Source organism: Streptomyces sp. NPDC015130, assembly GCF_043080005.1.
Lineage (GTDB): Bacteria > Actinomycetota > Actinomycetes > Streptomycetales > Streptomycetaceae > Streptomyces.
Window position 1 is genome coordinate 88,892 of record NZ_JBIBVC010000006.1, and the last position, 13,648, is coordinate 102,539.

9 protein-coding genes and 1 tRNA gene are annotated in these 13,648 nt (G+C 73.1%); 7 read left to right on the forward strand and 3 right to left on the reverse strand.

Annotation, left to right across the window (positions count from 1 at the left end):
- Positions 1-11 precede the first annotated feature (11 nt).
- The 5 genes from ACF08F_RS14405 (at position 12) to ACF08F_RS14425 (ending at position 6,557) form a co-directional block, all read left to right on the forward strand.
- The gene (locus tag ACF08F_RS14405) at positions 12-2,066 is read left to right on the forward strand and encodes an SPFH domain-containing protein (protein ID WP_392299110.1); all 2,055 of its coding nucleotides are present in this window, start codon (positions 12-14) and stop codon (positions 2,064-2,066) included.
- Positions 2,067-2,260: 194 nt separating this feature from the next.
- Positions 2,261-2,857, forward strand: coding sequence for a lytic polysaccharide monooxygenase (locus ACF08F_RS14410; protein ID WP_392299111.1), 597 nt, complete (start codon positions 2,261-2,263; stop codon positions 2,855-2,857).
- Between the two features lie 55 nt (positions 2,858-2,912).
- Positions 2,913-4,589 (forward strand): AMP-binding protein, encoded by a 1,677-nt coding sequence (locus ACF08F_RS14415; RefSeq protein WP_392298803.1) that lies wholly within the window; start codon positions 2,913-2,915, stop codon positions 4,587-4,589.
- Positions 4,590-4,662: 73 nt separating this feature from the next.
- Positions 4,663-5,964, forward strand: a complete 1,302-nt coding sequence (locus ACF08F_RS14420) for a sensor domain-containing protein (RefSeq protein ID WP_392298804.1) — start codon at positions 4,663-4,665, stop codon at positions 5,962-5,964.
- A complete protein-coding gene (locus tag ACF08F_RS14425; RefSeq protein WP_392298805.1) occupies positions 5,895-6,557 on the forward strand; it encodes a response regulator in 663 nt (220 codons plus the stop codon). Before ACF08F_RS14420 ends, ACF08F_RS14425 begins: the two co-directional genes overlap by 70 nt.
- A 114-nt stretch (positions 6,558-6,671) precedes the next feature.
- On the opposite strand, the gene ACF08F_RS14430 is transcribed toward ACF08F_RS14425, so the two are convergent.
- Together ACF08F_RS14430 and ACF08F_RS14435 are read right to left on the reverse strand one after the other, a co-directional pair.
- Positions 6,672-6,745, reverse strand: a tRNA-Lys gene (locus ACF08F_RS14430).
- 112 nt (positions 6,746-6,857) lie between these two features.
- A complete protein-coding gene (locus tag ACF08F_RS14435; protein ID WP_392298806.1) occupies positions 6,858-7,616 on the reverse strand; it encodes an IclR family transcriptional regulator in 759 nt (252 codons plus the stop codon).
- A gap of 460 nt (positions 7,617-8,076) precedes the next feature.
- Here ACF08F_RS14435 and ACF08F_RS14440 point away from each other — a divergent pair, with 460 nt between their 5' ends.
- Positions 8,077-9,147, forward strand: coding sequence for an LLM class flavin-dependent oxidoreductase (locus ACF08F_RS14440; protein ID WP_392298807.1), 1,071 nt, complete (start codon positions 8,077-8,079; stop codon positions 9,145-9,147).
- A 312-nt stretch (positions 9,148-9,459) separates the two neighbouring features.
- A complete protein-coding gene (locus ACF08F_RS14445) occupies positions 9,460-11,175 on the forward strand; it encodes a glycosyl hydrolase family 18 protein (RefSeq protein WP_392298808.1) in 1,716 nt (571 codons plus the stop codon).
- Positions 11,176-11,320: 145 nt separating this feature from the next.
- Here the strand turns inward: ACF08F_RS14445 and ACF08F_RS14450 are convergent, their stop codons facing one another.
- Positions 11,321-13,321 (reverse strand): putative bifunctional diguanylate cyclase/phosphodiesterase, encoded by a 2,001-nt coding sequence (locus tag ACF08F_RS14450; protein ID WP_392298809.1) that lies wholly within the window; start codon positions 13,319-13,321, stop codon positions 11,321-11,323.
- Between the last annotated feature and the right edge of the window lie 327 nt (positions 13,322-13,648).

Here is a 13,648-nt window from a genome sequence, read left to right on the forward strand (position 1 = left end):
CGGGGACGCCGATCGGGGGTACGCCCGCGACCGCGGACCGGCACCGGACCCCGACCTCGGACCGATCCCCGACCTCGGACCGGACCCCGACCTCGCCCGCGGGCGTGTCCACGGCCCCCGCTTCCGGCCGACCTGCGGCTCCCGACCGGAGCGCACCCCCGGACCGAACCACGCCCCTACCCGGGGCTGCGCCCACGGCTCCCGCCTCGGCCACCGCTCCCGCCCCCACCGCCACCCCTCCTGGCCGGGCCCCGGCGGGTGCGGCGACCCCACCCGCGCCGGCGGCCTCCGCGCCCGCCGCGCCTCCGGCGGCCGCCCCGCCCGGCGCGGTGTCCGAGCCCCGCGTCGGGCCCCCGGCGCCCGGCACTGCAGGCCCGTCCGCCTCTCAGGCGACAACGGCGCCCACGTCCCAGACCGCGCATCCGCCCATCTCCCCAGCCGCGGCGGCGCGCACTGCCCAGTCAGGCGCGCCAACTGCCCCGACGGGCACACGCATCACCCCGGCCGGCTCGCCCGCCGCCCCGACGGGCTCGGCCACCGCCCCGACGGGCTCGGCCACCGCCCCGACGGGCTCGCCCGCCACCCCGGCAGGCACGCCCACCGCCCCTTCGGGGCTCGCTGGTGCCGGTGCGGCGACGCGCGGTCCCCTTTCGGCGGGTTCGGAGGGCGGAGGCGGGCGGACGAGTGCGCCCGGCCCCGACGCGGGGCGCCCGGCCGCGGTGGGCCGGGCGGAGTCGGGGAAGGTGTCCGGTGCCGTGTCGGTGGGTGAGCGGGGTGCGAAGTCCGGCTCCGTGGCCGAGGGGCGCGTCGACGTGCCCGACTTCGGGCGGATCGCCGGTGCGCGGGTCGCCGCGCTCTCCGTGCCCGTCGCGGGGATCGTCCGGGTCGTGCGGCGGAAGAACGTGATCGGGGCCGAGACCACCGGCTCCATCCCCGTACACCTGCTCTTCCGGGATGAGCCGGAGGGCGGCGCGCCCGGTGCGAACGGGGACGACGGGGGCCCCGACACCGTCGCGATGGCCGCGCCCGCGAAGATCGGCAAGGCTGCCATCCCGGCGCCCGCCAAGACGCAGCAGACGCAGCAGACGCAGCAGACGCAGGCGGCGCACCGGCAGAAGCCGGGGAACGGCAGCGCCAAGGCCCGGCCCGCCCCCACCGCCGATCCCGAACTCGTCGAGCGGCCCGGCGCGGTGCTGCCCGGCTGGGTCGGCGTGGTCGGTGGCGCGCTCGCGCTCGCCGGCTGTGCGGCGGTCGTGTGGTGGGCCGGGGCCGTGCCCGCGGAGGCGGCACGGATGCTGCGGCTGCCGGCCCGCCCGTACCAGGGCATCCACCTCGGCCAGTGGGCGCTGCTCGCGCTCGGGGTCGTCGCCGCGCTGTTCGCGGTGGGCGGTCTCGGCCGCGGCCGGGTCGGCTACGCCTGGGTCCTGACCCTGTTCGGGGACTACCGCGGCACCGTCCGCAGGACGGGTCTGGTGTGGGTCAGCCCGCTCCTGCTCCGCCGTCGCGTGGACGTCCGGCTCCGGCACTGGCGCAGTGAGCCGCTGCCCGCGGTCGACGCGAAGGGCACGGCCCTGGACGTCGTCGTCCTCGTCGTCTGGCGGGTGCGGGACACCGTCCGCGCCGCGCTGGGGGTCGACGGCCACGAGGAGTACCTGCGGGAGCAGGTGGAGGCGGCGATGGCCCGGGTGCTGTCGCAGCTCCCGGCGGACGCCTTCCACGAGGACGCCCCGACGCTCCGGGACGCCGAGGCGGTCGGGGAGGCGCTGACGCGGATGCTGTCGGCGGAGTGCGCCCCGGTCGGGGTCGACGTCTTCTCGGCGCAGCCGACGCGCATCGAGTACGCCCCGGAGGTCGCGGCGGCGATGCAGCGGCGCCGGATCGCGGCGATCGACGCGAAGCACCGGGACAGCGTCCTGACGTCGGTGGTGGACGCGGTGGACGACGTGGTCCACCGGCTGACCAGTCGTGGTCTGGTGGAGTTGGACGACTACGAGCGCAAGGCGCTGGTCAAGGACCTGACGGTGGCGTTCTACACGGGGAGGACGGCGCCGGTCGAGGGCGCCTGAGGGGATGGACATGTTCAACTTCCGTCCATACCTTGGTACTTGGTCCAGACCAAAATGACTCACCGGTGCGATCCGCGGAACCCCGCACCACCCGTACCACCCGTACCACCCGTACAAGCAGAACCGGCAAGACCGCACGCGTGCGCACGGCCCAACGGAACTCCCCCACGTTCTCCTGGAGCGACAGCATGCACATGCGCAAGAAGAAGTCAGTCGGGGCGGCGGTGGTGGCGCTCGGCGTCGCCGGCGCCTCCCTCCTCGCCACCGGCAGCGCGGGCAGCCACGGCTACACCGACTCGCCGATCAGCCGCCAGAAGCTCTGCGCCAACGGCACCGTGACCAACTGCGGCTCCATACAGTGGGAGCCGCAGTCGGTCGAGGGCCTCAAGGGCTTCCCCGCCGCCGGTCCCGCCGACGGCAAGATCTGTTCGGCGGGGCTCACGCAGTTCGCCCAGCTCGACGACCCCCGGGGCGGCGCCTGGCCGGCCACGACCCTCACGGCGGGGCAGAGCTACAGCTTCCGCTGGCAGTTCACGGCCCGGCACCGCACCACCGACTTCAAGTACTACATCACCAAGAACGGCTGGAACCCCACGCAGAAGCTGACCCGGGCCGCGCTCGACCCCCAGCCGTTCCTCACCGTCCCCTACAACAACCAGCAGCCGCCGGCGACCCTCTCGCACTCCGGAACCGTCCCGGCGGGCAAGACGGGCCGTCACCTGATCCTGGCGGTGTGGACGATCGCGGACACCGCGAACGCCTTCTACGCCTGCTCGGACGTCAAGTTCTGACAGTCGGGAGCCCCGGCCGTTCAGTTCTGACGGTACGTCAGTTACAGTCCGGCCCATGAGGGGTGCGGACACCGTCGCGGAGCTCGTACGGCGCCAATGGGGCGACCACCGGACCGGCCTGAGGGACGAGCACCACACCCTCAGCCACCACGAGGTCGCCGCGGGCGCCGCCGCGCGGGCCGCACTGCTCGTGGACCTGATGCCACCCCTGCCGGGGAGCGAGCCGCACCTCGGCATCCTGCTCGACAACACGCCGGAGTACCCGCTCTGGCTCAGCGCGGCGGCCCTCGCGGGGGCCGCCGTCGCCGGGATCAACCCGACCCGGCGCGGCGCCGAACTCGCCCGGGACATCCGGCACACCGCCTGCCGGATCCTGGTCACCCAGCGCGCCCACCTGCCGCTCCTCGACGGCCTCGCGCTGCCCGGACTGCGCATCCTCGTCACCGACACCGACGCCTACCGCGAACTCCTCGCGCCCTACGCCGGCGCCCGCCCGGGCGACGCCACCCTCGGTCCCGTACGCCCCGACAGCCGCTTCCTGCTCTCCTTCACCTCCGGCTCGACGGGCGCGCCCAAGGCCGCGCTCTGCAGCCAGGGCCGTCTCGCGGCGGCCGGCGCCTCCCTCGCCTCCCACTTCGGGGCCGGCCGGGACGACGTCCACTACGTCTGCATGCCGATGTTCCACGGCAACGCGGTGATCGCGGACTGGGCGCCCGCGCTCAGTGCCGGCGCGGGGGTGGCGCTGCGGGCCCGCTTCTCCGCGTCCGGCTTCCTCCCCGACGTACGCCGCTTCGGCGCCACCTACTTCACCTACGTGGGCCGGGCCGTGCAGTACCTGCTCGCCACCCCGCCCGGACCGGACGACCGCGCGCACACGCTGCGCCTCGGCTTCGGCACCGAGGCCGGGGCGGTGGACGCCGCCCGCTTCCGGGAGCGCTTCGGGATCCCGCTCGTCGAGGGGTACGGCTCCTCCGAGGGCGGCGCGGCGGTCCAGCGCACCCCGGACACCCCGGCCGGCGCGATCGGACGGGCCGCCCCCGGCGACGACCTGGCCGTCCTGGACGCGGAGACCGGCGAGGAGTGCCCACCGGCCCGCTTCTCGCGCGGGGGACGGCTCCTCAACGCGGACGAGGCGGTCGGCGAGCTCGTCAACCGGGGCCGCAGCCCCTTCGAGGGCTACTGGCGCAACCCCGAGGCGGAGGCGGTCCGGCTGCGCGGCGGCTGGTACTGGACGGGCGACCTCTTCTACCGGGACGAGGCCGGCTTCCTCTACTTCGCCGGCCGCACGGACGACCGGCTGAGGGTCGACAGCGAGAACCTGGCCGCGGCGATGATCGAGAACATCCTCGCCCGCTGGGACCGGGCCGCCGGGGTGGCGGTGTACGCGATACCGGACCCGGTGGCCGGCGACCAGGTCATGGCCGCGCTGGCCCTGCGCGAGGGGGCCGTCTTCGAACCGGCGGAGTTCGCGGCCTTCCTCGCCGCACAGCCGGACCTGGGCACGAAGATGCCGCCGCGTTTCGTCCGCGTGACGCGCGAGCTGCCCCTGACGGCCACCAACAAGATCCACCGCGTGGGCCTGCGCCGTGACTCCTTCCTCTGCGCGGACCCCGTCTGGTGGCGACCGACCCCCGGTGCCCCGTACGAGCCCCTCACCCCCGAGGCGACCGCCGCCCTCCGGGACCGGTACGCCCGCCACGACCGCACCCCGACCTGGGCCGGCCCGGGGTAGGGCCGGCCCCACCCCCGCCACGCCCTCCAGGCCCATGGCCCCGCCCCCGGGGCCGCGCCTACCGTGGGCGCCCATGGAACCCCGTAACCCCTGGCAGGCGCTCACCCGGTCCCGGTTCCCGCTCGGCCCCTGGCCCTGGCGGGCCGCCGGATACCTCGCGTCCGGGGCGGTCGTCGGGGGCCTGGCCCTCCTCGTGCTCCTCGTCCTCGGGGTGTTCTCGCTGCTCCTCGTCGGGCTGCCGCTGCTGCTCCTCTCCGGGCTCGCCCTCGGCTCCGTCGAGCGGTTCCGGCTCCGGCTCGTCGACCTGGACCCGGCCCCCGACCCGCACCGCCTCCCCGCCGCCGCCGGCCTCGCCGCCTGGCTCCGGCTCCGGGCGGGGGAGCAGGCGACCTGGCGCGAGCTCGGGTACGGCCTGCTGCTCGCCACCGTCCTGTGGCCGCTCGACCTCCTCGTACTCGCCGCCGGTGTCGGCCTGCCCCTCGCCCTCCTCAGCGCCCCGGTCCAGCTGGCGGTGGACGGCCAGGAGGCCAAGGTCGTCAAGGCGTACCTGGTCACCTCCTATCCCGAGGCCTTCGCCGCCGCCCTCCTCGGCGCCCTCCTCCTGGTCACCCTCGCCTACCCCCTGGCCGCCGTCGCCGGCGCCCGCGCCGCCCTCGCCCGGGCCCTGCTCGCCCCGCGAGAGACGGACGGGGACGGGCGGATCGGCGAGGTCATCGCCTCCCGCGCCCGGCTCGTCGACGCCTTCGAGGCCGAGCGCCGCCGCATCGAACGCGACCTCCACGACGGGGCGCAGCAGCGGCTCGTCGCCCTCACCATGACCCTCGGCCTCGCCCGCCTCGACGCCCCGCCGGGGCCGCTCGCCGAGCAGCTGGCCAAGGCCCACACGGAGGCGGGGCAGGTCCTGACCGAGCTGCGGGAGCTGATCCACGGCATCCATCCGCAGGTCCTGGCCGACTACGGTCTCGGCGCGGCGCTCGCCGACGCCGCCGACCGCTCGGCCGTCCCCGTCGGCACCGACGTCGACCTGCCCCGGCTGCCGGCCTCCGTCGAGAGCGCCGGCTACTTCGTGGCCTGCGAGGCCCTCGCCAACATCGGCAAGCACAGCGGCGCCACCCGGGCGGGCATCACGGCCCGGCACACGGACGGCGTCCTGCGGCTCGACGTCGAGGACGACGGGCGGGGGGCCGCCGACCCGGCCCGCGGCACCGGGCTCACCGGACTCGCCGACCGGATCGCCGTCCTCGATGGCACACTGACGATCATGAGCCCGCCGGGCGGGCCGACCGTCCTGCGAGTGGAGATCCCGTGCCGCACCCTCCGAGAAAGCTCCGCGTCGTCCTCGCCGAGGACAGCGTCCTCCTCCGCGAGGGACTGATCGGCCTCCTGACGCGTTTCGGCCACGAGGTCGCCGCCGCCGTCGGTGACGCCGACGGTCTGCGCGAGGCGGTCGCCGCCCACGACCCGGACGTCGTCGTCACCGACGTCCGGATGCCGCCCGGCTTCCAGGACGAGGGGCTGCGCGCCGCGGTCGCGCTCCGGGCCGAGCGGCCGGCGCTGCCGGTGCTCGTCCTCAGCCAGTACGTGCAGCGCAGCTACGCCGCCGACCTCCTCGACTCGGGCGACGGCACCGGCGTCGGCTACCTCCTGAAGGACCGGGTGGGGCAGGTCGAGGAGTTCGTCGAGGCCCTCACCCAGGTCGCCGAGGGCGGCACGGTCGTCGACCCCGAGGTCGTACGGCAGCTGCTGCGCCGCCACCGGGACCCGCTGGCGGCGCTGACCCCGCGCGAGCGCGAGGTCCTGGGCCTGGTCGCGGAGGGACACTCCAACGGGGAGATCGCCCGGCGGCTGGTGGTGACCGAGGCCGCCGTCGGCAAGCACATCGGCAACATCCTGGCCAAGCTCGACCTGCCGCAGGCCGAGGACACCCACCGCCGCGTCCTCGCCGTCCTGACCTACCTCAGGGCCTGAGCACAGGGCCTGAGCACAGAGCATGAGCACAGGGCATGAGCACAGGGCCCGGGTCCCGGCCGGTCCCGGAACACAAGAAAGCCCCCCGCCGAAGCGAGGGGCTTTCCCTGTCTGTGCGCCGCCAGGGACTCGAACCCCGGACCCGCTGATTAAGAGTCAGCTGCTCTAACCAACTGAGCTAGCGGCGCCTGCTGACAGAGAAAATACTACCTGGTCCCGAGGGGTGCTCGTGACACCCCCGCCGGAGCGTCGTCCGACGGGGGTCGTCCTGGGGTCCGATGCCTCGGATGGCCGGTTGTCTCAGATGGCCAGCGAGAGCACCACGGGCGCGGCCCGCCGGTTGAGGGTGTCCGCCGCGGCGCGCAGCCGGTGGGCGTGCTCGATCGGCAGGGACAGGGCCAGGCAGCCCACGGCCGAGCCGGCCGTCAGCGGGACGGCGGCGCAGACCGTGCCGACCGCGTACTCCTGGAGGTCGAGCACGGGGACGGTCGCCGGCTGGCTGTCGAGCTTCGAGAAGAGGATCCGCTCGTTGGTGATCGTCCTGGAGGTCAGCCGGGCGATCTTGTGACGGGCGAGGTGGTCCCGCCGCCCGTTCTGGTCGAGCTGGGTGAGCAGGCACTTGCCGACGGCGCTGGCGTGCGCCGCCGAGCGGAAGTCCACCCACTCGTTGACCTTCGGGGTGCGTGGCCCGTTGGCGAACTGGGTGATCTTCACCTCGCCGTCGATGTACCGGCTGATGTAGACGGCCGCGCCGACGGAGTCGCGGAGTTCGGTCAGGGTCTCCTGGAGCTTGGCCTCCAGCGCTTCGCGGCGGGTCAGGCCGGAACCGAGGAGGACGAGGGAGTCCCCGATGACGTACGCGCCGTCGGCGACCTGCTCGACGTACCCCTCGCGGCGGAGCATGAGGAGCAGCGACGAGAGGTGGGCGACGGGCAGGCCGGTCTCGCGGGCGATCTGGACGTCCGTCACTCCGCCACCGTGCCGTGAGACCGTCTCGAGGACGCGCAAGGCGTATTGCACCGAGTGGAACGGCGCGGTGGGCTCGGGCTTCAGCGCCACGGTTTCCCCCTACCAGGTTGTGACCGCAAGCTTTCGTACCACGATAGCCGCCAAGAGCCCTTTCAGGGGCGGCTGTTGGCGAGAATGATGCGGAGGATCCATGGCCTGGGCTGGGGCGCACCACTCTGGCATATGCCTGTGTCATGACTCCTTCACAGAGTCTCAGGTCAGGGCCGTGCGGGGCCGGGTTCGCGCTCACGTTCGGGTGGCGGCGGCCGAGAGATTTTTTACGGGGAAGCGGACCCGTGAAAGCACCGCCGGCGCCGCTGCGAGCGGTTCCACCGTGGCCGAGAACGTACGCAGGGCGGATGCGGACGACCGGACGACAGAGATACGCGAGACGTGCACGAGGTGAGCGCGAGACGGTCGAGGGGTACTGCAGCGGGGTGCGGAATAACCGGAGGCGCCCTCCTGTTGTGTCCCGAGTTACCGACCGCACGTGCCGAGGAGGGTCCCCACGGTGACCGACGCCATTCGAGGAGAGACGCGGGGCACCGCGCCCGTACCGCTGTCCGTACTGGACCTGGTGACCGTCGGCAGAGGCGGCTCCGCGACCGAGTCGCTCGCCACCAGCGTCGAACTGGTCCGGCTCGCCGAGCGGCGTGGCTTCCATCGGCACTGGGTGGCCGAACACCACTCCATGCCCGGCGTCGCCTCCTCCTCGCCGGCGGTGATCCTCGCCCACCTCGCGGCCCACACCCGCCGCATCCGCCTCGGCTCCGGCGGCGTCATGCTGCCCAACCACGCCCCGCTCGTCATCGCCGAGCAGTTCGGCACCCTGGAGGCCCTCGCCCCGGGCCGGGTCGACCTCGGCCTCGGCCGCGCCCCCGGCACGGACGGCGCCACGGCCGCCGCGCTGCGCCGCGCCGAGTCGCCGAAGGAGGGCGCCGACGACTTCCCGGAGCAGCTCGCCGAGCTGACCCGTTTCCTGGACGACGACTTCCCGGACGGGCACCCGTACTCCCGTATCCACGCCATCCCCGGCCCCGTGCAGGGTCATAAGGGCCGGCCGCCGGTCTGGCTGCTCGGCTCCTCCGGCTTCAGTGCCCGCCTCGCGGGGCTGCTCGGCCTGCCCTTCGCCTTCGCCCACCACTTCTCCGGGCGGAACACGATTCCGGCGCTCGACCTCTACCGGGAGTCCTTCCGGCCCTCGGGCCTCCTCGACGCCCCGTACGCGGTGATCAGCGTCGCGACGCTCGCCGCCGAGGACGCGGCGGAGGCCCGCCGCCAGGTGCTGACCGGGGCCCTCGCGATGCTGCAGCTGCGCTCCGGCCGGCCGGGGCTGATGCCGACGCCCGAGGAGGCGGAGGCGTACCGAGTCAGCCCCGTCGAGCGGGAGTTCATGGACGAGTGGGTGGGGAACGTTCTGTACGGCACCCCGGACGAGGTCCGCACGGGCCTCGACGACCTGCAGAAGCGCACGGGCGCCGACGAGGTGATGCTCACGGCCAACGTGCACAGCGGGGCGGCACGGCTGCGGAGTCATGCGCTGATCGCGGACGCGTACGAGCTTCCGGAGCTCGCGGAGTAGCCGGGAGCTTCTCGGAGGGGCCCCCCGCGCCTCGCGGGGCGCTGGACCCCGGCTCGAAAACCCGGGTCTTCGTGGCGGGGTGGTTCGGTCCCGAACCCCCGCCCCCTCACCCCTAAGTGAACCTTAAACCGCTCGTCACCCATGGTGGCGGGCGGTTCCGTTTTGTGCTGCACCCCTCTGACGAGGCGTTTCCTCGGCGAATTGGTCTAGTCCTCAATCTGGTTCAGACCATTGACGCACTGTTCATGCGCCGGTTATCACTTCCTCAGCTCCTGTACGGCACCACCCCGTTCCCCCTCTCGGAGGCCGCACGTGCACCCCCGTAAGCCATTGATCGCCGCGCTTCTCAGCTCGGCCCTCGCCGCCGGCGCGCTCGCCGCGACCGTCGGCCTCGGCTCCGCCCAGGCGGCCGACACGTCGACCACTGCCTCTGCGGGCAACGTGCGCATCGCGTACTACGACCAGTGGAGCGTCTACGGCAACGCGTTCTACCCCAAGCACCTCGACACCCGGGGCATCGCGAGCCAGCTGGACGTCATCAACTACTCGTTCGGCAACATCCACCCCACCAACCTCACCTGTTTCATGGCCAACAAGGCCGCGGGTGACGACAACAACCCCAACGCGGGTGACGGTGCGGGCGACTCGTACGCCGACTACCAGAAGTCCTTCAGCGCGGCGGACAGCGTCGACGGCGTCGCCGACAAGTGGGACCAGCCGATCGTGGGCGTCTTCAACCAGTTCAAGGAACTGAAGGCGAAGTACCCCCACCTGAAGATCAACATCTCGCTCGGCGGCTGGACCTACTCCAAGTACTTCCACGACGCGGCGAAGACGGACGCGAGCCGCAAGAAGCTCGTCTCCTCCTGCATCGACCAGTACCTCAAGGGCAACCTGCCCGTCGAGGGCGGCTTCGGCGGCGCGGGCACGGCGGCCGGCATCTTCGACGGCATCGACATCGACTGGGAGTACCCGGGCTCCTCCGGCGGCCACCTGGGCAACCACTACGGCCCCGAGGACAAGCAGAACTTCACCCTCCTCCTCGCCGAGTTCCGCAAGCAGCTCGACGAGTACGGCGCGGCCAACGGCGGCAAGAAGTACCTGCTGACCTCGGCCCTCCCGGCCGGCCAGGACAAGATCAAGTACATCGAGACCGACAAGATCGGCCAGTACTTGGACTACGCCAACATCATGACGTACGACATGCACGGCGCCTGGGACGGCGACGGGCCGACGTACCACCAGTCCCCGCTCTACCCCTCGCCGAACGACCCGACCGACGTGATCGCGCCGGGCACCGAGAAGTACAGCATCGACTCGGCCATCGACTCCTGGATCGACGGCAACCCGGCCTACGGCATCGCGGGCGGCTTCCCCGCCAACAAGCTGACCCTGGGCTACGAGTTCTACTACCGCGGCTGGAAGGGCGTGCCGGCCGGCACCACCAACGGCCTCGCGCAGACCGCCACCGGCGGCTCCGGCGCCCGCCCGCTCAGCCAGCAGGCCGGCATCGCGCACTACAAGGAGCTCGGCGGCATCGTCGACAACGCGTCGACGACCTTCTGGGACGACCAGTCGAAGTCCTCGTACTTCTACAAGGACGGCGAGTTCTTCACCGGCCTCAACCAGAAGTCCATCCAGGCCCGGGTGGACTACGGCAAGCAGCGCGGTCTGGCCGGCGCGATGATGTACTCGCTCCTCGGCCTGGACAACAACGCCACCCTGCTGACCCAGATCAACTCCGCGCTCGGCGGCACCACCACCCCGCCCACCACGACGCCGCCCACCACGACGCCGCCCACCACGACGCCGCCCACCACCCCGCCGACCACGCCCCCGACGACGCCTCCGACCACGCCGCCCACGGGCTGCGGCTCGCTCCCGGCGTACGTGGCCGGCACGATCTACAACGCGGGCAACGAGGTCTCCCACAACGGCCGCAAGTACAAGGCCCAGTGGTGGACCCAGAACGAGACGCCGGGCACGACCGGCGAGTGGGGCGTCTGGAAGGACCTCGGCGCCTGCTGAGGCCCTGACCAGGACCCACTGAGCACCACATGACCACTGCCCCCGCCCGGAATGTCCCTCCGGCCGGGGGCAGTTCCATGCCCCGGGTCGTACGCCGGACGGGGACGGGCCCGTCCGCGGGAGGCCGGGCGCCGGGCGTCCGGGTTCAGACCCGCAGGGGCTCCGCGCCGATCAGTTCCGCGATCCGGTCCGGGGCCACCGCCCGCGAGTACAGCCAGCCCTGCCCCGTGTCGCAGCCGATCCGGCGCAGCCGGGCCGCCTGCCCCGAGGTCTCGACGCACTCGGCGGTGACCGTGAGCCCCAGCCGGTGCGCGAGCTGGACGAGCGCCTCGACGATCAGCTCGTCGGCCGGGTTGGGGTGCTCCTCGTCCTGGAAGCCGCGGACGAAGGAGCCGTCCAGCTTCAGCACGGAGACCGGCAGCCGGCTCAGGTAGGCGAGGTTCGAGTAGCCGGTGCCGAAGTCGTCGATCGCGATCCGCACGCCCATGTCGCTGAGCGCCTTGAGCGCCTGGAGGGGCCGCCCGGCCGAGCCCATCACGGCGGACTCGGTCAGTTCGAGCTGGAGCAGGTGCGGGGCGAGCCCGGTCTCCGCGAGGATCCCGGCGACGTCCGCGACCAGGTCGGAGTCCCAGACCTGACGGACCGCCACGTTGACGCTCACGAAGATCGGGCGCTCGCGCGGATGGTCCTTCTGCCACTGCCGGGCCTGACGGCAGGCGGTCCGCAGCACCCACCGCCCGAGCTCGACGATCGAGCCGTCCTCCTCGGCGATCCCGATGAACCGATTCGGCGCGAGCGAGCCGAACTGCGGGTGGTTCCAGCGCACCAGCGCCTCCACCCCGCGCACGGCCCCGTCCGACAGGTCCACGAGCGGCTGGTACTCCAGGCCGAACTCCCCGCGCTCCACGGCCGGACGGAGCGTGGAGGAGAGCGCCTGACGGGTCATCCGGTGCGCGTTGCGCTCCGGGTCGAAGAGCGTCCAGCGGGCCTTGCCGTCGGCCTTCGCCCAGTACAGCGTGGTGTCCGCGGCCTGCATGAGGGCGGTCGCGGTCGTCCCGTGCGCGGTGCGCTCGACGACGCCGATCGAGGCGGAGACCGAGAGCCGCTGGCCGCCCAGGTCGAAGGGGTTCTGCAGTGCGCAGAGCACCGAGCGTGCGAGGTCGGCCAGTTGTTCCGTACCGGTGGAGTCCTCGACGAGGATCGCGAACTCGTCGCCGCCGAGCCGGGCCACGAGGTGGCCGCCGCTGCGGGTGTAGCCGTCGCTGTCCGCGCACGCGGTCAGGCGGGCGGCGACGGCGGCGAGCAGCCGGTCGCCGACCCGGTGGCCGAGGGTGTCGTTGACGGCCTTGAAGCCGTCGAGATCGAGGTAGCAGAGACCGATCCGCCCTGTTCTGCCATACCCGTATGACTCATGTGACTGATGCGATTCATGTGCATCGTGCGGGGCGTAGGCCGGGTCGGCGTCCTGGGCGGCGGCGTCCAGGGCCGAGGAGAGCCGCTCGAAGAACAGGGCCCGGTTGGGGAGCCGGGTCACGGGGTCGTGCATCTGGAGGTGGCGCAGCCGCGCCTGGAGCTCGCGCCGGTCGCTGACGTCCGCGATCGACAGGAGCACGCGCCGGCTGTCGGGCACGGGGGAGACGGTGACCTCGGCCCAGAGCGAGCGTCCGTCGGGGTGCTTGAGCCGGCGGGTGCAGCGGAAGCGGGAGCGCCGGCCGCGGAGGACCTCGCGGTACGCGTGCCAGGTGCGGCCGTCGGAGGCGAGGTCGACGAGGTCGGCGGCGGCCTGCTCGCGGAGCTCCCCGGCCTCGGTGCCGAGGAGGGTGCCGAAGGAGTCGTTGGCCGCGACGACGAGGCCGTCCTGGTCGACGACGGCCATGGCGAGCTGCGCGGCGCGGAAGGCGGCGTGGTAGTCGCGGAGTTCGGCGGCCCGGCGGTCGGCGCGGAACCCGGCGTCGAGCTCGGGGGCGGGCTCCGGGGCGAGCTCGTGGTCGGGCGCGGGGGTGAGGCCGCGGTCGGGCTCGGGGGTGTGTCCGGGCTCGGTCTGACGCGTGGCACAGGCCTTGGCGTGACGCTCCGTGACGGAGAGGTCGGCCGGGGGTGTCTCCGGCGGCTCTGGATGCACCGGTCCTTCGGGGGTTCCGCTCACCGCTCGCTCCCGTAGTGCAGTCGGGCCGTTCACATGTGGTCGGGATGGTCGGCCATCTGGAAAGTCTGCCGATCATAGAGCCAGCCCGGGGGGCCGTTCCAGCTCCGCGGCGCCTCCGGGGACCGGTGAGCGCCGTGAGGACCCCTGCCCCGACCCCGCGCCCGATCGTTTCTGCGCGGGTCTGACACGGGTCGGTGGTGTCGTGACCGATTGTGACTTTCCGTGAGCCGGCGCCCGCTCGTGTCGCGTCGACCCGGCGGTGTCCCCTCACCCGACCGGGGCAGCGGAAACATGCGAAACGCCGCGAATCGTCACAAGGTGGTTGTG

Excerpts from the sequence above, each read along its gene's own strand:
- ACF08F_RS14410 (WP_392299111.1), top strand. The coding sequence starts at position 2,261 with ATGCGCAAGAAGAAGTCAGTCGGGGCGGCGGTGGTGGCGCTCGGCGTC.
- ACF08F_RS14415 (WP_392298803.1), top strand. The coding sequence starts at position 2,913 with ATGAGGGGTGCGGACACCGTCGCGGAGCTCGTACGGCGCCAATGGGGC.
- ACF08F_RS14420 (WP_392298804.1), top strand. The coding sequence starts at position 4,663 with ATGGAACCCCGTAACCCCTGGCAGGCGCTCACCCGGTCCCGGTTCCCG.